The sequence below is a fragment of the Stenotrophomonas sp. GD04024 genome (genome assembly GCF_029837545.1).
GTDB classification, from domain to species: Bacteria; Pseudomonadota; Gammaproteobacteria; order Xanthomonadales; family Xanthomonadaceae; genus Stenotrophomonas; species Stenotrophomonas forensis.
Genome location: NZ_JAOEDV010000079.1, coordinates 1 through 19,486, shown reverse-complemented (window position 1 = coordinate 19,486; position 19,486 = coordinate 1). Strand labels below are relative to the sequence as shown.

General features: G+C 67.3%; 13 protein-coding genes and 3 tRNA genes. 8 read left to right on the top strand and 8 right to left on the bottom strand.

Annotated elements, in window-relative coordinates:
* Positions 1-34: 34 nt before the first annotated feature.
* Positions 35-913: a tetratricopeptide repeat protein gene (locus tag N7590_RS18450; RefSeq protein WP_164241139.1), complete on the bottom strand. Its 879-nt coding sequence runs from the start codon at positions 911-913 to the stop codon at positions 35-37.
* A gap of 347 nt (positions 914-1,260) precedes the next feature.
* On the opposite strand from N7590_RS18450, the gene asnB reads away from it, so the two are divergent.
* Positions 1,261-2,952: an asparagine synthase B gene (gene asnB, locus N7590_RS18445; RefSeq protein ID WP_164241140.1), complete on the top strand. Its 1,692-nt coding sequence runs from the start codon at positions 1,261-1,263 to the stop codon at positions 2,950-2,952.
* 31 nt (positions 2,953-2,983) lie between these two features.
* Here asnB and N7590_RS18440 read toward each other — a convergent pair whose 3' ends face one another.
* Complete coding sequence (locus N7590_RS18440; protein WP_164241141.1) at positions 2,984-5,311, bottom strand: penicillin acylase family protein; 2,328 nt, start codon at positions 5,309-5,311, stop codon at positions 2,984-2,986.
* A 123-nt stretch (positions 5,312-5,434) separates the two neighbouring features.
* Between N7590_RS18440 and bfr the strand changes: the two genes are divergently transcribed.
* Entirely contained in the window at positions 5,435-5,923 is a 489-nt protein-coding gene (gene bfr, locus N7590_RS18435) for a bacterioferritin (RefSeq protein ID WP_004151115.1), read from the top strand.
* 356 nt (positions 5,924-6,279) lie between these two features.
* Here the strand turns inward: bfr and parC are convergent, their stop codons facing one another.
* Together parC and N7590_RS18425 are read right to left on the bottom strand one after the other, a co-directional pair.
* A complete protein-coding gene (parC, locus tag N7590_RS18430) occupies positions 6,280-8,523 on the bottom strand; it encodes a DNA topoisomerase IV subunit A (protein WP_006427619.1) in 2,244 nt (747 codons plus the stop codon).
* Positions 8,524-8,583: 60 nt separating this feature from the next.
* Positions 8,584-9,465: a helix-turn-helix transcriptional regulator gene (locus tag N7590_RS18425; RefSeq protein WP_180878278.1), complete on the bottom strand. Its 882-nt coding sequence runs from the start codon at positions 9,463-9,465 to the stop codon at positions 8,584-8,586.
* A 172-nt stretch (positions 9,466-9,637) separates the two neighbouring features.
* Between N7590_RS18425 and emrR the strand changes: the two genes are divergently transcribed.
* The 4 genes from emrR to emrB are packed head-to-tail and all read left to right on the top strand — an operon-like array spanning position 9,638 to position 14,361.
* Complete coding sequence (gene emrR / locus N7590_RS18420) at positions 9,638-10,081, top strand: multidrug efflux system transcriptional regulator EmrR (RefSeq protein WP_005408766.1); 444 nt, start codon at positions 9,638-9,640, stop codon at positions 10,079-10,081.
* Positions 10,078-11,571, top strand: a complete 1,494-nt coding sequence (gene emrC, locus N7590_RS18415; RefSeq protein WP_053449230.1) for a multidrug efflux transporter outer membrane subunit EmrC — start codon at positions 10,078-10,080, stop codon at positions 11,569-11,571. Before emrR ends, emrC begins: the two co-directional genes overlap by 4 nt.
* 11 nt (positions 11,572-11,582) lie before the next feature.
* The gene (gene emrA, locus N7590_RS18410; RefSeq protein ID WP_279935780.1) at positions 11,583-12,764 is read left to right on the top strand and encodes a multidrug efflux MFS transporter periplasmic adaptor subunit EmrA; all 1,182 of its coding nucleotides are present in this window, start codon (positions 11,583-11,585) and stop codon (positions 12,762-12,764) included.
* Between the two features lie 7 nt (positions 12,765-12,771).
* Positions 12,772-14,361 carry a multidrug efflux MFS transporter permease subunit EmrB gene (gene emrB / locus N7590_RS18405; RefSeq protein WP_006427717.1) on the top strand — a complete coding sequence of 530 codons (1,590 nt, stop codon included), beginning with the start codon at positions 12,772-12,774 and terminating at the stop codon, positions 14,359-14,361.
* 150 nt (positions 14,362-14,511) lie between these two features.
* Here the strand turns inward: emrB and N7590_RS18400 are convergent.
* Positions 14,512-14,598, bottom strand: a tRNA-Leu gene (locus N7590_RS18400).
* A 50-nt stretch (positions 14,599-14,648) separates the two neighbouring features.
* Positions 14,649-15,548 (bottom strand): LysR family transcriptional regulator, encoded by a 900-nt coding sequence (locus N7590_RS18395; protein WP_164241144.1) that lies wholly within the window; start codon positions 15,546-15,548, stop codon positions 14,649-14,651.
* A gap of 99 nt (positions 15,549-15,647) precedes the next feature.
* Between N7590_RS18395 and N7590_RS18390 the strand changes: the two genes are divergently transcribed.
* Positions 15,648-16,394, top strand: a complete 747-nt coding sequence (locus tag N7590_RS18390) for a sulfite exporter TauE/SafE family protein (protein WP_053508202.1) — start codon at positions 15,648-15,650, stop codon at positions 16,392-16,394.
* 185 nt (positions 16,395-16,579) lie between these two features.
* Here the strand turns inward: N7590_RS18390 and N7590_RS18385 are convergent.
* Positions 16,580-16,664, bottom strand: a tRNA-Leu gene (locus N7590_RS18385).
* Positions 16,665-16,818: 154 nt separating this feature from the next.
* Positions 16,819-16,903: transfer RNA gene (locus tag N7590_RS18380), tRNA-Leu, on the bottom strand.
* A 128-nt stretch (positions 16,904-17,031) separates the two neighbouring features.
* Between N7590_RS18380 and rnr the strand changes: the two genes are divergently transcribed.
* A partial coding sequence (gene rnr / locus N7590_RS18375; protein WP_279935779.1) for a ribonuclease R occupies positions 17,032-19,486 on the top strand: 2,455 nt, incomplete at its 3' end.

Here is a 19,486-nt window from a genome sequence, read left to right as displayed (position 1 = left end):
TTTCCTGGCAGAAGCAGCCGAGCATGGCTCGGCTCTACTCGGAAAAAATGAAGAACGGCGGCTCCACCGCTTTTTTCCAGTAGTCCGGCGCGGCCATGTAGAAGTGCTGCGCCTCGGCCCTGGCGAACCAGCGCGTCGCTGCTTCCGTGTCCTTCTCTACACCCGGCGTACCGCGCCCCAGCAACAGCCCAGCGAAGTACTGGCCGAACACGTTACCCTGCTCACCGGCGCTTTGGTACAGCTGCAGGGCGCGCGCAGGATCGCGCGGCAGGCCCACGCATCTTTCCAGCAGCGCGCCCAGGTCCACCTGCGCTTCGGCATCGCCGCGCTCGGCGCGTCGCTGGATGCGGGCCACCAACGGGTGCACGGTGCCGGCCCGCGCGGCCACCGCATCCGGCAGTCGCGAGGATCGGCTTGGATAGCGGTGGTAGATCATCGCGCGCAGGTCCCAGCGCAATGCCAGCTGCGCCTCGCTGCGCGCGCGATAGGCAGTGGCGAGTTCATGGAACGCGTAGGGATTGCCGTGGTTGGCCGCTGCCAGGTAGGCGCGTTCGCCACGTCGCCACGACGCACGCAGAACCGGTGCAGGATCGATATGGGGGCTGTCGGCATGCCGCAGCGTGCCGGACGTCCAGATCCGGCCCAGTGCTTCTTCCGCCTTGGTGTTGTGGAAGGTCCAGGGCGTGATCGCCGCGGCGCGCTCGTAGTACGTGATCGCGCGCGGATCGTTGAAGTGCTCGAAGGTCTGTGCGGTGTCCCAGGCACCGTCGAAGCTGCCGTCGGTGCCGCGTTGCTCCAGGCTTTGCAGCTGGGCTGGCGGCAGGGGCGAGGGCGGGGGCACGGTCTGGCATGCGGCCAGGCCCAGGCAGAGCAGGGCGGCCAGCGCCCCGGTGCGTCCATTGCTGTGTTGCATTCCAGTTACACATTTCGGGGTGGGCCATTATGCGCCGCCAGGCGGTCCGGCTGGTTGCCGACGCAACTGTTGCACCGTGCCGGAAACCGGGGTAGGGTCGATGCCATGTCGATCCACCTGGCCACCGCCGTCAACAACAACAACCGCAATAATCTGCGCGCGAATAATCGTGCGCGGCCGATGCGGGACTGCGCCCTGGGTAGATAGACAGCAACATACGCCCGGACACCAGAAAACCCGCATCGGCCGATGCGGGTTTTTTTGTGCCCGGGCGCAGCCCCACCCGGGCCTGGATGGCCGGTCGAACACCTTCCCACCCCGTGAAATCCCCCAACAGGAGCTCCGCCATGTGTTCGATCTTCGGAATCTTCGGCCTGCAGGCCGGTGACGATCTTCCTTCCCTGCGCCGCCACGCGCTGGAACTGTCGCAGCGCCAGCGCCACCGCGGCCCGGACTGGAGCGGCGTGTACCTCGACGAAGGCGCACTGCTGGTCCACGAGCGGCTGGCCATCGTCGATCCGGCCGGCGGCTCGCAGCCGCTGCTGTCGGCCGATGGTCAGCTGGCGCTGGCGGTGAACGGCGAGATCTACAACCACCAGCAGCTGAAGGCCGCGCTGACCGCCGCCTATGACTTCCAGACCGGCTCGGACTGCGAAGTGATCAACGCGCTGTACCGCCAGGGCGGATCGCCGGCGCAGTGGCTGGAGCAGCTCAACGGCATCTTTGCCTTCGCGCTGTGGGACCGTGACAGCGGCCGCGTGCTGGTGGCGCGTGACCCGGTCGGCGTGGTGCCGCTGTACTGGGGCCATGATGCGCAGGGTCGCCTGCGCGTGGCCTCGGAAATGAAGGCGCTGGTGGACACCTGCGCCGACGTCGCGCAATTCCCCCCAGGCCATTACTTCGACAGCGCCAGCGGCGAACTGGTGCGCTATTACCAGCAGCCGTGGCGCGAGTATGCGGATGTGCAGGGCCGCCAGGCCGACCTGGCCGAACTGCGGCAGGCATTCGAGCATGCGGTCGAACGCCAGCTGATGAGTGACGTGCCGTACGGCGTGCTGTTGTCCGGTGGCCTCGATTCCTCGCTGGTCGCCGCCGTGGCTGCGCGCTATGCACGCCGTCGCATCGAGGACGGTGGGCAGACCGAAGCCTGGTGGCCGCGCCTGCATTCATTCGCGATTGGCCTGAAGGGCTCGCCCGACCTGGCCGCTGCTGCGGTTGCCGCCGAAGCGCTGGGCACCGTGCACCACGGTTTCGAATACACCTTCGAGGAGGGGCTGGATGCACTGCCGGAAGTGATCCGCCACATCGAGACCTATGACGTCACCACCATCCGCGCATCGACGCCGATGTTCCTGCTGGCGCGGCGGATCAAGGCGATGGGGGTGAAGATGGTGCTGTCCGGCGAAGGCAGCGACGAGATCTTCGGTGGCTACCTGTACTTCCACAAGGCGCCGGATGCGCGCGAATTCCACGATGAACTGGTGCGCAAGCTCGATGCCCTGCACAACTACGACTGCCTGCGCGCCAACAAGTCGATGATGGCCTGGGGCGTGGAGCCGCGCGTGCCGTTCCTGGATCGCGAATTCCTCGACGTGGCGATGCGTTTCGACGCCGCGCACAAGATGGTCGGTGCCGGGTTTGGTGGCCGTCGCATCGAGAAGGCGGTGCTGCGCGAGGCGTTCGACGGCTACCTGCCGGACAGCATCCTGTGGCGGCAGAAGGAACAGTTCAGTGATGGCGTCGGCTACGGCTGGATCGACGGGCTGAAGGCGCATGCCGAAGCACAGGTGAGCGACCGTGTGCTGGCGGCCGCGGACAAGCGCTTTGCGCACAACCCGCCGCAGACCAAGGAGGCGTACTACTACCGCCACCTGTTCGAGCAGTTCTTCCCCAGCCGTGCGGCTGCCGAAACCGTACCGGGCGGCAAGTCGATCGCCTGTTCGTCGCCGGCGGCGATTGCATGGGATGCCAGCTTCGCGGCAGCGGCCGACCCGTCCGGACGTGCGATTGCCGGCGTGCACGAACAGGCACTGGCCTAGCACCGGAGGCAGTGCCGGCCGCTAGCCGGCATTACCGTGCAGGCACCAGCGTCATCACATGCTGGGCCTTGCCCGGCAGGAACGGGGTCGGGCGGCCATGCACCCAGTCTTCATGGCCGGCCCCCCAGTAGGGGGACAGCGGATGGCCGCTCTGGCCGCCGGGCATGTGCACGATGCCGTCGGCCTCGTGGCCGGGCGAGACCACCATCCGCTCCGAGGCGCCGAAATTCGGCGTCTGCACGCGCGGCATGTCGCGGTCGCCGGGCAGGCGATCGGCCGGCATGCACAGCCAGCGCTTCGCGAAGTCCGGCAGCGCGCGTGCGATCGGGTGGCAGATCGCCGCCGTGTTGCGCTCGCCCCAGCTGCGCTGGGCCAGCGGGCCCTGTTGGGACAGTTCGGCTTCGGTTCGGCGTGCCGCATCGTTCAACAGCGCATCCCAGCTGTCGAAGGCGGGGGGCAGCAGGTTGGCCGGGCGCTGCTGCAGCATCGGCCAGGCGACGCCTTCCAGCTGCGCCAGCCGCGGGTCCAGGTAGTCCTCTCCCAGTCGAGCGTTGGCCGGGGCCAGTAATGCGTCAGACAGCGTCTGCATTACCTGCGAGCGGAACTCGCGCACCACCCGGTAGCTGACCGAGCTGGACGAGGCGCGGCCGCCCCATTGATGGCTGGCCTCTCCCAACCGCTTCAACGCAGGATCGTCACTGCGTTCGATGACGTCGTGCAGCAGTGCCCACCAGCGTTGCAGGAACACTGCGCGGTCGTCGAGCTGGATCGCCAGCAGGTCGTGCTCGTCGAAGCGCTCCTGGATGGCCAGCAGATCACGGATCTGCCGCGCACGGGCACCGAGGTCATAACCACCATGGCCGACGCTGGCCAATGCCTCGCCGTCGAGGACGCGGCCGTTGGCGGTCCACAGGCGATGGCTGGGTGGATCAATCAGTGCCGGTGCGGCGTCGCTGCGGATCGGCCAAGGCGCGCAGTCCTGGTTGCTGGCGGCGTTGAAGCCGGCCGGTGCACAACCGGGGCCGCGGTCTGGACGGGCGCCGATCAGGCGCCAGGCGATGCGTCCGCTGCGGTCGCCGATCACCAGGTTCTGCGCCGGGATGCCGGCCTGGTCGGCGAAGTGCAGGGCGGCTTCCAGATCGCCGGCACGGGCCAGGTCACCAAAGTCCAGGCGCACCGCACCCGGCAGCTGCGCGACCCAGCGCAGGGCATCGCCGCTGCCATCGGCATGCGTGTGCAGGATGGGTCCCCAGGCGCTTTCGCGCACCGGGAACAGCACGTCGGCCTGGCCCGCCACCGCGATGCGTTCCTCATGCACGGTGACCGCAGCATTGGCCGGTTCAGTGCGGTAGTCCGCCGTGTCGATGTAGCTGTTGGTGAAGCCCCAGGCGACATGCCCGTTGCTGCCGACGATCACCGCCGGCAGGCCGGGCAGCGAGAAACCGGTGACATCGACCTGGCCGCCCGCGGCCTGCGGGTCGGGGTAGCGCAAGCGCACGCGGAACCACAGCCCCGGCGCGCGCAGTCCCAGGTGCATGTCATCGGCGACGATGGCGCGGCCGTCGGCGGTCAGTGCACCGGATACGGCGAAGTTGTTGCTGCCGACCGCATCGGCCTCTTCCTGTCCGGTGCCCGGCTTTCCCTGCAATGTGCGCAGATCGAGCTGGCTGGCGTCGGGCAGCACGGCGTTGCCGGTTGGTTCGCCGAACAGGGGCGCATCCCATTCGCTGCCATCGTGGGCGAGCAGGGCGTACAGCGCCGGCGGCACCACCGCGCGGATGCGGCTCAACGCCAGCTCGGTCTGGTTGCCCGGATCCTGCAGGTCGGCGTACATGGCCAGCCCGGTGAGCACGCTGTCGCTGGCCCGCCAGGGTTGCGGCGCCTGGCGCAGCAGCAGGTACGCCCATGGCCGCACCGGAAGTCCGGCCAGTCCCTCATTGACGCCGGCGACGTAGGCGCCCACGGCCTCGCTGTTGCTGCCCAGCGCGGCCTGCATGTTCGCCTCGGTACGCGCGCGCAGGCGATGCACGCGCATGCGCTTGTCGGCGTCGACGGCCTTCGGCCCGAACAGCGCCGACAGCTCGCCCGCGGCACTGCGCCGCATCAGGTCCATCTCGAAATAGCGTTCCTGCGCATGCACGCGGCCCAGCGCACGCATCGCGTCGGCCTGGTTGCCGGCGGTGATGGTGACCACGCCCAGCGCGTCGCGCTCGACGGTGACCGGCTTGGCCAGGCCCGGCAGCGCATGCTCGCCGTCCAGGTCGGCCAGGCTGCCGCGCAGCAGCAGCCACAGCACCAGAACGGTGACCAGCACGATGGCGATCAACACGCCCAGCACCCAACGCCATGTACGTCGCATCGCACGTCCTTTCCACGCTCGAGGGTCGATTGTAGCCGCAGGCGCAACTGCGACTGATTCCGATTAGATCACCGTCGCCGGAAATGCGTCACCCTATGCCGCATCGATTCACAGGAGCCCCCCATGAAAGGCAACCCGGACGTCATCGCCTGCCTGAAGGAACTGCTGCGCGGCGAGCTTGCTGCCCGCGACCAGTACTTCATCCATTCCCGCCGCTACGAGGACCAGGGCCTGTTCGCGCTGTACGAACGCCTGAACCACGAGATGGAAGAAGAGACCCAGCACGCCGACGCGCTGCTGCGCCGCATCCTGTTCCTGGGCGGCGACCCGGACATGCGCCCGCATGCCACCGAGCCGGGCAAGACCGTGGAGGAGATGCTGCAGAAGGATCTGGATACTGAATACGCGGTTCGGAACAATCTCGCCGCCGGCATGAAGCTGTGCGAAGAGAAGGGTGACTACGTCAGCCGCGACATGCTGCTGGCGCAGCTGAAGGACACCGAGGAAGACCATGCCTGGTGGCTGGAGCAGCAGCTGGGCCTGATCAAGCGGATCGGCCTGGAGCTGTACCAGCTGAGCAAGATCGACGGCAACGGCGCCCCGGCGCACTGAGCCGCAGGCGCTGGGCAATTCCCGGCGACCACCCGGTAGAGCCGACCGCTGGTCGGCTGCTCTTCAAAAAGCAGCCGACTAACAGTCGGCTCTACCAGGAGCCAGAAGCAGCCGACCAGCGGTCGGCTCTACCAGAAGAAGCACAGCGTTCTGTCGCCCGCCAGCATCGGAGCCCCGCCAGCCAGCCTTCGCCCGCCAGCTGCTCCACCGCCCGCCAGCCGACAACGAAAAAGCCGGGGCATGCCCCGGCTTTTTCGTGTCTGACGTCCCTGGATTCCGGTAGTGCCGGCCGCTGGCCGGCAACGTTGGATCCGAGCAACATTCAGCAGTTGCCGGCCAGCGGCCGGCACTACCGGTCACTCCACCGACAGGCCTTCCACCTTCTGCCAGCCACGCGGCAACAGGTGGCCGCGGGTGGCGCGGGCGCCGAGATAGGCGTCCAGCTCGTTGAACTTCAGGCCCATGGTGCGCTGGCCGCTGCGTACCTGCAGGGTCTGCCCCGGGCTGATCGCCACGATCGCCACGACCCGCTCGGTGGCCAGCTTGGCCTTGGGGATCTCGATGATCTTGTTACCCTTGCCCTTGTCCAGTTCCGGCAGGTCGTTGGCGGCGATCGCCAGCAGGTTGCCCGAGCTGGTCACCGCCACGATGCGATCAGTGGCGACGTTGGCAACCACCGAAGGGATCAGCACCGACGAGCCGGCCGACAGGTTCAGCATCGCCTTGCCGGCCTTGTTGCGGCCGATCAGGTTCTCGAAGCGGGTGACGAAGCCGTAGCCATGGCTGGAGGCCAGCACGAAGCGCGTCTCCGGTTCGGCACTGGCCAGGGTGACGAAGCTGGTGCCCGGCGCCGGCGAGAAGCGGCCGGTCAGCGGTTCACCGTTGCCGCGAGCGGACGGCAGGGTATGCACCGGCGTCGAGTAGGCGCGGCCCTCGCTGTCGAGGAACGCGACCTGCTGGGTACTGCGCGCGCGCACCGCGCCCTGCAGGGCGTCGCCATCGCGGTAGGACAGGGCGGACGCATCGACGTCGTGGCCCTTGGCGGCACGGATCCAGCCCTTCTCCGACAGCACGACGGTCATCGGCTCGCTCGGCACCAGCTCGGTCTCGTCGATGGCCTGCGCGGCCTGGCGCTGCACCAGCGGCGAACGGCGTGCGTCGCCGAACTTCTTGGCATCGGCGGTCAGTTCGTCGCGGATCAGCTTCTTCAGCTTGGCCTTGCTGTCGAGGATGCCGAGGATCTTCTCGCGCTCCTTGGCCAGCTCGTCCTGCTCGCCGCGGATCTTCATCTCTTCCAGGCGCGCCAGCTGCTTCAGCTTGGTTTCCAGGATGTACTCGGCCTGGTCGTCGGACAGGCCGAAGCGCGCGATCAGCGCTGCCTTCGGTTCGTCCTCGGTACGGATGATGTGGATCACCTCGTCCAGGTTGAGGAACGCGACCAGCAGACCTTCCAACAGGTGCAGGCGGCGCTCGACCTTCTGCAGGCGGTGCTGCAGGCGGCGGGTGACGGTATTGCTGCGGAAGGTCAGCCATTCGCTGAGCAGCATCTTCAGGTTCTTCACCTGAGGACGGCCGTCCAGCCCGATCACGTTGAGGTTGACGCGGTAGCTGCGCTCCATGTCCGTGGTCGCGAACAGGTGGCCCATCAGCTGTTCGGCGTCGACGCGGTTGGAGCGCGGCACCAGCACCACCCGCACCGGGTTGGCGTGGTCGGACTCATCGCGGATGTCTTCCAGCCACGGCAGCTTCTTGGCGCGCATCTGCGCGGCGATCTGCTCGATCACCTTCGACGGCGACACCTGGAACGGCAGCGCCGTGACCACGATGTTGTTGGCTTCCTTGGTGAAGGTCGCACGTGCACGCACGCTGCCGTTGCCGGTCTCGTACATGTTCCGCAGATCGCTGGCCGCGGTGATGATCTCGGCGCTGGACGGGTAGTCCGGGCCCTGCACGTGTTCGCACAGGTCGCGCACGCTGGCCTCGGGGTTGTCCAGCAGGTGCAGCAGCGCGCTGACGATCTCGTTGAGATTGTGCGGCGGCACGTCGGTGGCCATGCCCACGGCGATGCCGGTGGTGCCGTTGAGCAGCAGGTGCGGCAGCCGCGCCGGCATCCAGGTTGGTTCCTGCAGGGTGCCGTCGAAGTTCGGCGCCCAGTCGGTGGTGCCCTGGCCCAGTTCGCCCAGCAGCACTTCGGCGATCGGGGTCAGCTTGGATTCGGTGTAACGCATCGCCGCGAACGACTTCGGGTCGTCGCTGGAGCCGAAGTTGCCCTGGCCCTCGATCAGCGGATAGCGGTACGAGAACGGCTGGGCCATCAGCACCAGCGCTTCGTAGCACGCGCTGTCGCCGTGCGGGTGGTATTTACCGATGACGTCACCGACGGTGCGCGCGGACTTCTTCGGCTTGGACGCGGCATTCAGGCCCAGCTCGCTCATCGAATAGATGATGCGGCGCTGCACCGGCTTCAGGCCGTCGCCGATGAACGGCAGGGCGCGGTCCAGGACCACGTACATCGAGTAGTCGAGGTAGGCGCGCTCGGCGTACTCGCGCAGCGGCAGTTGTTCGAATCCGTGGAACACGGGGCGGGCAAGTTCGGTCATGCGGCGTTGTTACCTGTTGTCGGGAGGCGGCGACGGCGGTCGCCGCTCGCAATCCTGTGATTATCCGGATGCGGCGGGGGATGCCAAGCCGCGCGCAGGGTCCAGCCCGGTTTCCAGGCCATGCCCGGCGCGTGCCAGGTAGCGCCCGGGTGGCAGCCCGAAGTGGCGGCGGAACACGGTGACGAAGGCGCTGGCGCTGCTGAAGCCCAGCGCATGGGCGATATCGGCCACGCTGCGGCCGTCGGTCAGTTGGCGCAGGGCCTCGGACAGGCGGGCCTGCTGCCGCCACTGGGCGAAGCTGAGGGTGGTCTCGTCGCGGAAGTGGCGGGTCAGGCTGCGCGGGGAAAGCCCGGCCCAGTGCGCCCATTCGGCCAGGCTGCGCTCGTCGGACGGGTCGGCCAGCAGCTGTGAGGCGATCTTCAGCAGGCGCCGGTCATGCGGCATCGGCAGGTGCATGCGCTGGCGCGGGGCGGTGCGGATCTCGTCCAGCAGCACGTCGATGATGTGCTGGCGCTCGGGCGTGGTGGCATAACCCAACGGCCATTCGCAGATGCGGTCGGCCAGTGCCTGGGCAAGCTTGGACAGGCCCAGCACGCACGGATCGGAGGGCAGGGTGGAGCAGGCAGGCGCCGCCAGGGCCATGCCCCAGCCGCGCAACGGCCCGTCGAGGGTGACCGTATGTGGCTCAAGCGGCGGCATCCAGCCGGCCGAACCCGGCGCCAGTGACCAGGTGCCGTGCGAGGTGCGGGTGGTCAGCAGGCCGCGCTCGACACAGATCAGCTGCGCGCGCTGGTGGTGGTGCCAGTCCACTTCGCGGACAAGGCCCTGCGGGCTGTCGAAGCGGAAGGCGACGACCGGTGGGCCATCGTTGCGCTCGAACCAGTCCAGCGCGTCGTCACGCAGCAGGCGCTTGGGAGGGGGGATTTCTGCCTTGTTCATCATATCCGCTGGCTGAAATGTGTCATCCATTGGCTGGATTGTACTACCGGGCCACCTGACCAGATCATTAAGGTAGGCGCCTTCACTGATCGAGCCCGCTGCTGCAACACAGCATTCGATGCCAGATCGAATATTTCCATTGAGAAATATTTTTTTTGGAAGAGAATGCTCCCCCATGATCTGTCCTGCAACCACTCCCCCCAGCTTCGGCCTGCTGCTGCGCCAGGTGCGCGACGGCCTGGTCCGCCAACTCGACGCGTCCATGGCTGAAGAAGATCTGGGCATCGGCTTCACCCACTACATCGGGCTGAAGGTGCTTTCGCACATGGCCCCCTGTACCGCCAACGAACTGGCCCAGGCCATCGACCAGGTGCCCAGTGCGGTGACCCGCCTGCTGGACAAGCTGGAAGCACTGGGCTGCGTCCGCCGCGAGCCGCATGCGCAGGACCGGCGTGCACTGCAGATCGTGCTGACCGACGAAGGCCGCGCGCTGTGGGCGCGGCTGAAGCTGCGCGGCGACGCGGTGATGGATTACGCGCTGCGTGATCTTTCCGCCGATGAGCGCACGCTGCTGCTGTCCCTCCTTACCCGAATCCGCGATTCACTGACGACCCCATGAACCCGATCCCGCATCCCACTCTCCGCCGGTCCGGGCGCGCGCTGCTGGTGTCAGCGCTGGCCCTGGCCCTGGCCGCCTGCGCCAGCAGCCGCGGCCTCACCCCGCAGGGCCACGTGCTTGAGGTGGACAGCCTGCACAGCGAACGTACCCTGGCCGACACCGACCTGAGCGCCACCGGTTTCCCGGCGCAGGACTGGTGGAAGGCACTGGGCGACGCGCAGCTGGACGCGCTGATCGCTGAAGGCCTCGCCGGCCACCCGAGCCTTGATGCCGCCGATGCACGCCTGCGCCAGGCCCAGGCCCAGGTCGGCACCGCACGAGCCGATCAGCTGCCCAGCCTGTCGGTGTCCGGTGGCTACACCGGCCTGCGTCTGCCCGAATCGATGGTCGGCAGCGAGATGGGCGGCCGCTACGGCGGCAGCAGCCAGGTTGCCTTCGACTTCAGCTACGGCGTGGACCTGTGGGGCGGCAAGCGCGCGGCCTGGGAAGCGGCCGTGGATGGCGCGCATGCCGCCACGGTCGAAGCCCAGGCGGCACGCCTGAACCTGTCCACCGGCATCGCCCAGGCTTACGCCGACCTGGCCTACGCCTGGCAGCTCAATGACGTGGCCGAGGAAGAACTGACCCGCTCGCAGAAGTCGCTTCAGCTGACCCGCCAGCGCCGCAGCGCCGGCATCGACAGTGACCTGCAGGTGCGCCAGGCCGAGGCCCGCGTGCCGGCCGCGCAGCAGCAGGTGCTGGCCGCGCAGCAGCGCATCGACGCTGCCCGCACCGCGCTGGCCGCGCTGGTCGGCAAGGGCCCGGACCGGGGCCTGTCGATCCAGCGCCCGCAGCCGCTGAACCCGATGGCGTTGCAGCTGCCGGGTGTGCTGCCGAGCGAACTGCTTGGCCGTCGCCCGGATATCGTGGCTGCGCGCTGGCGCGTGGAAGCGGCCGACAAGCAGATCAAAGTCGCCAGGACCAAGTTCTACCCGAGCTTCAACCTGACCGCGCTGGCCGGCGTGGTCGCCCCGAACGTGGGCGATCTGCTGAAGAGCAGTTCCACCTTCGCTTACATCGGCCCGGCGCTGAGCCTGCCGATCTTCGAAGGCGGCAAGCTGCGCGCCAACCTGGCCAACACCGATGCGCAGTACGACCTGGCGGTGGCCAACTACAACCAGGCCGTGCTCGACGCACTGCGCGACGTCGCCGACCAGGTCAATGCGGTGCGTTCGCTGGCACAGCAGGCGCACGCGCAGCAGCAGGCCGTGGACACCGCACGTTCGGCCTTCGACCTGGCCCAGCAGCGCTACCGCGCCGGCATCGGCAGCTACCTGGACGTGCTGACCGCGCAGTCCACCCTGCTGCAATCGCAGCAGCAGCTGGCCGGCCTGCAGTCGCAGCAGGTGCAGACCTCGGTGCGCCTGAGCAAGGCCTTGGGCGGTGGTTTCCAGCCCGCTGACGCCGACCGCGCCCCGATTGCCTCACATTCCGATTCCTCGCATTCCTGAAGACCTCCACCATGAGCCAGACCCAAGACACCGCGGCCCCGGCCGCCTCCAACCGCCGCGGCAACCTGCTGCGCGGCCTGTTCGTGATCGTCGTGCTGCTGCTTGCCGCACTGGCGCTGTGGTACTTCATGTTCGGCCGTTGGTTCGAAGAGACCGACGATGCCTACGTGCAGGGCAACCAGGTGCAGATCACCCCGCTGGTGGCCGGTACCGTGGTCGCCATCAACGCCGATGACGGCATGCGCGTCGAGCGCGGCCAGCTGCTGGTGCAGCTGGACCCGTCCGACACCTCGGTGGCGCTGCAGCAGGCCGAAGCCAACCTGGCCAAGACGGTGCGCCAGACCCGCGGCCTGTACCGCAGCGTGGAGGGCGCGCAGGCAGACCTGAATGCCCGCCAGGTGACCCTGAAGCGCGTGCGCGACGACTTCGCCCGCCGCAAGGACCTGGCCGCCACCGGCGCCATCTCCAACGAAGAACTGGCCCATGCCCGCGATGAGCTGGCGGCCGCCGAAGCGGCCGTGGCCGGTTCGCGTGAGACCGTCGAGCGCAACCGCGCGCTGGTCGACGACACCGTGATCGCCACCCAGCCGGACGTGCAGGCGGCGGCCGCGCAGCTGCGCCAGGCCTTCCTCAACAATGCCCGCGCCGGCATCGTCGCGCCGGTCACCGGCTACGTTGCCCGTCGTTCGGTGCAGGTCGGCCAGCGCGTGCAGCCGGGCAATGCCCTGATGGCCGTGGTGCCGACCGAGCAGATGTGGGTCGAGGCCAACTTCAAGGAAACCCAGCTGCGCCACATGCGCCTGGGCCAGGAAGTGGAGCTGAAGTCCGACCTGTACGCCGGTGACGTGAAGTACAAGGGCCGCATCCAGAGCCTGGGCCTGGGCACCGGCTCGGCGTTCTCGCTGCTGCCGGCGCAGAACGCCAGCGGCAACTGGATCAAGATCGTGCAGCGCGTGCCGGTGCGCATCGCCATCGATGCCAAGCAGCTGGCCGAGCACCCGCTGCGCATCGGCCTGTCGATGAAGGCCGAAGTGAGCCTGCGCGACCAGAAGGGCGAAGTGCTGCCGAGCGCGGCGGCCAAGGGCGCGGTGTTCGACACCGATGTGTATGCCAAGCAGCTGCATGATGCCGATGAGGTGATCCACACGATCATCCAGGGCAACCTGCCGCAGCAGCAGGCGAAGGCGGGCTGAGGTCGCCATGTCCGCACAAGCTCCAGCCGCGCCAGGCGCTCCGGGCGCACCGGCGGCGCCAGGTGCGGCCTCCGGGTTCCTGCCGCCCAGTGTCGCCCTGTGCACCGTGGGCCTGGCGATGGCGTCGTTCATGCAGGTGCTCGACACCACCATCGCCAACGTCTCGCTGCCGACCATCGCCGGTAATCTCGGTGCCAGTTCGCAGCAGGCGACCTGGGTCATCACCTCGTTCGCGGTCAGCACGGCCATCGCGCTGCCGCTGACCGGCTGGCTCAGCCGCCGCTTCGGCGAACGCAAGCTGTTCGTCTGGGCCACGCTGGCCTTCGTCATCACCTCGCTGCTGTGCGGCCTGGCGCAGAGCATGGGCATGCTGGTGGTATCGCGCGCGCTGCAGGGCTTCGTGGCCGGCCCGATGTACCCGATCACGCAGTCGCTGCTGGTCTCGATCTATCCCCGCGAGAAACGCGGGCAGGCGTTGGCGCTGCTGGCCATGATCACCGTGGTGGCGCCGATCTGCGGACCCATCCTCGGTGGCTGGATCACCGACAACTACAGCTGGGAATGGATCTTCCTGATCAACGTGCCGTTGGGCATCTTCGCCGCGCTGGTGGTGGGCAACCAGCTGAAGGGTCGCCCGGAGCAGATCGAGAAACCGAAGATGGACTACGTCGGCCTGATCACCCTGGTGATCGGCGTCGGTGCGCTACAGCTGGTGCTCGACCTGGGCAATGACGAGGACTGGTTCTCGTCGATGAAGATCGTGGTGCTGGCCTGTGTGGCCGTGGTGGCGCTGACGGTGTTCCTGATCTGGGAACTGACCGACAAGGATCCGATCGTCGACCTGAAGCTGTTCCGCCATCGCAACTTCCGCGCCGGTACGCTGGCGATGGTGGTGGCCTATGCGGCGTTCTTCAGCGTGGCCTTGCTGATCCCGCAGTGGCTGCAGCGTGACATGGGCTACACCGCGATCTGGGCGGGCCTGGCGACCGCGCCGATCGGCATCCTGCCGGTGATCATGACCCCGTTCGTGGGCAAGTACGCATCGCGCTTCGACATGCGCATGCTGGCCACGGTGGCCTTCATCGTGCTGTCGATGACCAGCTTCCTGCGCTCGAACTTCAACCTGCAGGTGGACTACATGCACGTGGCCGGCGTGCAGCTGATCATGGGTATTGGTGTCGCGCTGTTCTTCATGCCGGTGCTGCAGATCCTGCTGTCGGACCTGGATGGGCGCGAGATCGCGGCGGGCTCCGGCCTGGCCACCTTCCTGCGTACGCTGGGCGGCAGCTTCGCGGCATCGCTGACGACGTGGCTGTGGGCGCGGCGCACCCAGGTGCACCATGCCGACCTGACCGAGCACATCTCGGCCTATCAGCCGGGCATGCAGGACCAGGTGGCGGCAATGGGGCAGGGTGACCTGCAACATGGCGCGGCGGTGCTGAACAACATGATCAACCACCAGGCATCGCAGATGGGCTTCAACGACATCTTCTTCCTGCTGGGCTGGATCTTCCTGGCGATCATTGCCTTCCTGTGGCTGGCCAAGCCACCGTTCGGCGCCGGTGCAGGTGCGGCCTCGGCCGGTGGCGGGCATTGACCGACGGGTATTGATGAAAAGCAAGACCCCGCCGGAAGGCGGGGTTTTTGTTTGCAGCCTCATCGCGATGCATGCACGCGTCGCGTGGATGTGCCCGGATGACGGGCATGAAAAAACCCGCTTGCGCGGGTTTGATCATTTGCTGAGTCATGGTGCCCAGGAGAGGACTCGAACCTCCACGAAGTTGCCCCCGCTAGCACCTGAAGCTAGTGCGTCTACCAATTCCGCCACCTGGGCGACTCAGGAGACGAATTATGGGGAACGGCAGAGGATGTGTCAACAAGATTTCACGCTTTTTTCTGCGGCGGTACGCCCAGGTGATGAAGCAGGCTGCGCATCGCTGGCGACAGCTGCGTCCACTCGGCAAAACAGGCGCACAGGCGACGTTGTGCCCATGCATCGGCAAGCGGTACCGCGACAGTGTGCGTGCTGCGCCGATGCTGGCGGGCGATGGTACGCGGCACGATGCCGACCCCGATGCCGTGGCCGACCATGATGCACACGCCTTCGAAGGTCTTCATGCGGATACGCACGTCCAGGCGGCGCCCGATGTCGCGCGCCTGGTCTTCAATGTAGGTCTGCAATGCATTGCCATCGGCCAGCGCAACGAAGGTCTCGCCGGCAACCTCGGCGAAGGCCACGCTGCGTCGCGATGCGAAACAGTGGTCTGCGGGTAGCAGCATCACCAGCGGATCTTCGGCCACCACATGCTGCTGCAGGCCGGCGGCGTCGACGGCATCGCTGATGATGCCGGCCTCGGCCTGGCCGGCACTGATCGCACGCACGACTTCAGGACTGGTCCGTTCCAGTAGTTCGACATGCAGGCGCGGGCGCTCGGCCAGCCAGGGGGCGAGACGCGAGGGCAGGTAGTTGGTCAGCGCTGCAGTGTTGGCATACAGGTGCAGGGTGCCGCGCGCGCCATGCGCGAACGCCTGCAGCTCGCCGCGCAGCTGCGCCTGTTGCTGCAGGATCAGGCGGGCATGATGGGCGAGGGCAGCGCCAGCCTCGGTCAGGCTGACCCCGCGCGGGTGCCGGTTCAACAATGCCGTACCGGCGTCGGCTTCGATCGTCCGCAGGCGTTCACTGGCCGAACCGAGCGCCAGGTTCGCCTGCGCGGCGCCGGCCGTGATGCTGCCCGCCTCGGCAATGGCCAGGAACAGCCGCAGGTCGGCGATGTCCATCCGCATGTCGTGCCCTCATTGCAACGCCCGAGCCTTCGGGTCAGCCGAAGGCGAGGCCGGGAAGACCGCATTGTGCGCCGGGCGGTGGCCCGATCCAATGAAGGCATGAATGAATCGATGTACTTCTACGTGCTGCTGCTCGTGGTGTTCGTGCTGGCCGGCGTGGTCAAGGGCGTGACCGGGATGGGCCTGCCGACGGTGGCCATGGGCCTGCTGGGGGGCGCGCTGTCTCCAGTGGCGGCGGCGTCGATGCTGTTCATCCCGACCTTTGTCACCAATGCATGGCAGCTGGCGTCCGGGCCGTCACTGGGCCGCATCGTGCGGCGGCTGTGGCCGATGATGCTGGCGGTGGTGGTGGTGACGCTGGGCTCGGCCGCGCTGTTGGTGCGGGTCGATCGCACCTGGTCGCGCATGGCACTCGGCGTGGCACTGGTGGTCTATGCGGCCTATGCGTTGCTGGCCCCGGTGTTCCGTGTGCCGCAGCGGCGCGAGCGTTGGCTGGGGCCGCTGGTGGGGGCGCTTTCGGGCGTGGTGACCGGCGCGACCGGTGTGTTCGTGATGCCGGCGGTGCCGTACCTGCAGTCGCTGGGATTGCAGCGCGAAGAACTGGTGCAGGCGCTGGGGCTGGCGTTTACCGTGTCGACGATTTCGCTGACCACCGGCCTGGTGCTGCACGGCGCGTTCGGTATCCAGCAACTGGGCCTGAGCGCGCTGGCGGTGATACCCGCGTTGCTGGGCATGTGGCTGGGGCAGCTGATCCGGCAGCGGATCAGTGCGCGGGTGTTCCGCGCCTGCTTCCTCGGGTTCCTGCTGCTGCTCGGGCTGGAGCTGGTGCTGCGGCCGTTTTTCTGAAGCGCCCTGCCGCCCGTGTACGTAGCGTCGAGCCTGCTCAACTGCTTTGCGCTTCGTCATGCATGGCATCAGTCGAGCAAGCTCGACTCTACGGACCGGTGCAGTCGAGCATGGCTCGACGCTACAAAGACCCGGACTCCGGGCATGAAAAAACCCGCTTTCGCGGGTTTTTCTCATTCTCGACATGGTGCCCAGGAGAGGACTCGAACCTCCACGGTTTTACCCGCTAGTACCTGAAACTAGTGCGTCTACCAATTCCGCCACCTGGGCGTCGAGGAGCGAGATTATGGGGTGTTGTTACGGGGGTGTCAACACCCTGGTGAAGCCATTCTGGATTCCCGACCACGCCTGTCGATCAGGGATCAGGATCCATCGCCATGCAGCAGGCAAAAAAAATCCCCGCCGGAGCGAGGAGTTTTTTCGTTGGTGCCCAGGAGAGGACTCGAACCTCCACGGTTTTACCCGCTAGTACCTGAAACTAGTGCGTCTACCAATTCCGCCACCTGGGCGTTCCAGAGGCGCAATTGTGAAGATGAATCCGCAGGCTGTCAACGACTTCCTGCAATTTTTTCACGCAGTGCCTTCAAGGCGGCCACTGACCCGTTCTGCACGCCGTCACCGGCTACCATGTAGGGCGATGACTACCAAAAAACCAAGCAAGGGCGGGAGCAAGTCCCGCAGCCAGGCCCCGAAGAAGGGCGCCAAGGCGGGCGCGGCCCGCACCACCAAGCCGGGCAAGCCGCTGCCGGGCTGGTTCCCCGAATTGAACGAAGGCGGCGCGCCGCCGCGTGGCCGCAAGCGCCACGGTGATGATGCACCGGGCCCGGCTCCGGGCCGCAAGCTGCCGCCGACCGGCAAGGTGATCGACGATCCCTATGCCGCCCGCGAGGCAGAAAAGTACGAACAACCCATCGCCAGCCGCGAGGCCATCCTGGCCCTGCTGGAGCGTTGCGAAGGGCCGCAGACCGCCGAAGAACTGGGCGCACGCCTGGGCCTGGGTGCGCCGGACCGGGCCGAAGCGCTGTCGCGCCGGCTGGGCGCCATGGTCCGCGACGGCCAGCTGGTACAGAACCGGCGCGGTGGCTTCGCCCCGATCCAGACCCTGAACCTGGTCACCGGCGTGGTGATCGCCAATCCGGAAGGGTTCGGCTTCCTGCGCCCGGTCGAAGGCGGCGACGACCTGTTCCTGCCGCCGTATGAAATGCGCAAGGTGATGCACGGCGACAAGGTGCTCGCGCGCGTGACCGGCATCGACCACCGCGGCCGCCGCGAGGGCAGCATCGCCCGCGTGCTGGAACGTGGCATGACCCGCCTGATTGGCCGCTTCAGCGTCGAGATGGGCATCAACTACGTGGTGCCCGACGACAAGCGCGTGCAGCGCAACGTGCAGGTGCCGCCGGACCAGACCGGTGGCGCGCGCGACGGCCAGCTGGTGGTCTGCGAACTGACCCAGGCACCGGACAGCCGCCGCCCGCCGATCGGCCGCATCATCGCCGTGCTCGGCGACAAGCTGACCGCCTCGCTGGTGGTGGAGACTGCCATCCACGGCCACGAACTGCCGTTCGAGTTCCCGCAGGAAGTACTGGACGAAGCCGCGTCGGTGCCGCTGGTGGTCGAGCCGTCGATGATCGGCGACCGCGTCGACCTGCGCAGCACGCCGCTGGTCACCATCGACGGCGAGGATGCCAAGGACTTCGATGACGCGGTGTACTGCGAACCGAATGCCGATGGCTTCCGCCTGGTGGTGGCGATCGCCGACGTCTCCAACTACGTGCGCCCCGGCACGCCGCTGGACGAGGAGGCGCAGAAGCGCGCGACCTCGGTGTACTTCCCGGGCTTCGTGGTGCCGATGCTGCCGGAGACCCTGTCCAACGGCATCTGCTCGCTGATGCCCAAGGTCGACCGCATGTGCTTCGTCTGCGACATGCAGATCGACCGCGACGGCCTGGTCACCCATTCGCGCTTCTACGAAGCGGTGATGAACTCGCACGCGCGCCTGACCTATACCCAGGTGTGGAAGGCGGTGGGCGAGGACGATGCCGATACCAAGGCCTGGATGGGCGATCTGTTGCCGCAGGTGCAGCGCCTGCACCAGCTGTACAAGGTGCTGTCGAAGGCGCGCGCCAAGCGCGGTGCCATCGAGTTCGAAAGCAGCGAAGTGCGTTTCGTGCTGGACAACCGCGGCGAAGTGACCCAGGCCGGCATGCTGGTGCGCAACGACGCGCACAAGCTGATCGAGGAATGCATGATCGCGGCCAACGTCGAGGCGGCCAAGTACCTGCTGTCGCGCCACGTGCCGGCCCCGTACCGCATCCATGAGAAGCCACCGGAAACCAAGTACGCCGACCTGCTGGAATTCCTCAAGGAGTTCAAGCTGAGCCTGCCGCCGTGGTCGAAGGTGCGCCCCGGCGACTACACCAAGCTGCTGAAGAAGATCCGCGACCGCCCCGATGCCACGCTGCTGGAATCGGTGCTGCTGCGCAGCCAGAGCCTGGCGATCTACAGCCCGGACAACCACGGCCACTTCGGCCTGGCGCTGGAGGCGTACGCGCACTTCACTTCGCCGATCCGCCGCTACCCCGATCTGCTGGTGCATCGCGCGATCAAGCACGCGCTGTCCGGCAAGCCGCTGGACAAGTTCACCTACAACGCGCGCGAAATGGCCGCGTTGGCGCTGCAGTGTTCCGAGCGTGAGCGTCGCGCCGATGAGGCCGAGCGCGAGGTCGACGAGCGTTACCGCGCGGCGTGGATGGAAAAGCACGTCGGCGGGCAGTTCGACGGCGTGATCAGCGGCGTGACCAGCTTCGGCCTGTTCGTGGAACTGGACGAGTCGAAGGTGCAGGGCCTGGTGCATGTCACCCAGCTGCCGCAGGACTATTACAAGTTCGACGCCACCCGCAAGACGCTGACCGGCGAACGCCGTGGCAGCAGTTACCGGCTGGGCGACCGCGTGCGCATCCTGGTGCTGAAGGCCAGCATGGAAGAACGCAAGATCGACTTCCGCCTGGTCGAGCACAAGGGCGAGGACGAGGGCGACGGCCTGCCGCCGCTGCCCGAGCGTGGCAAGCCGGCCAAACGGAAGAAAGAGAAAT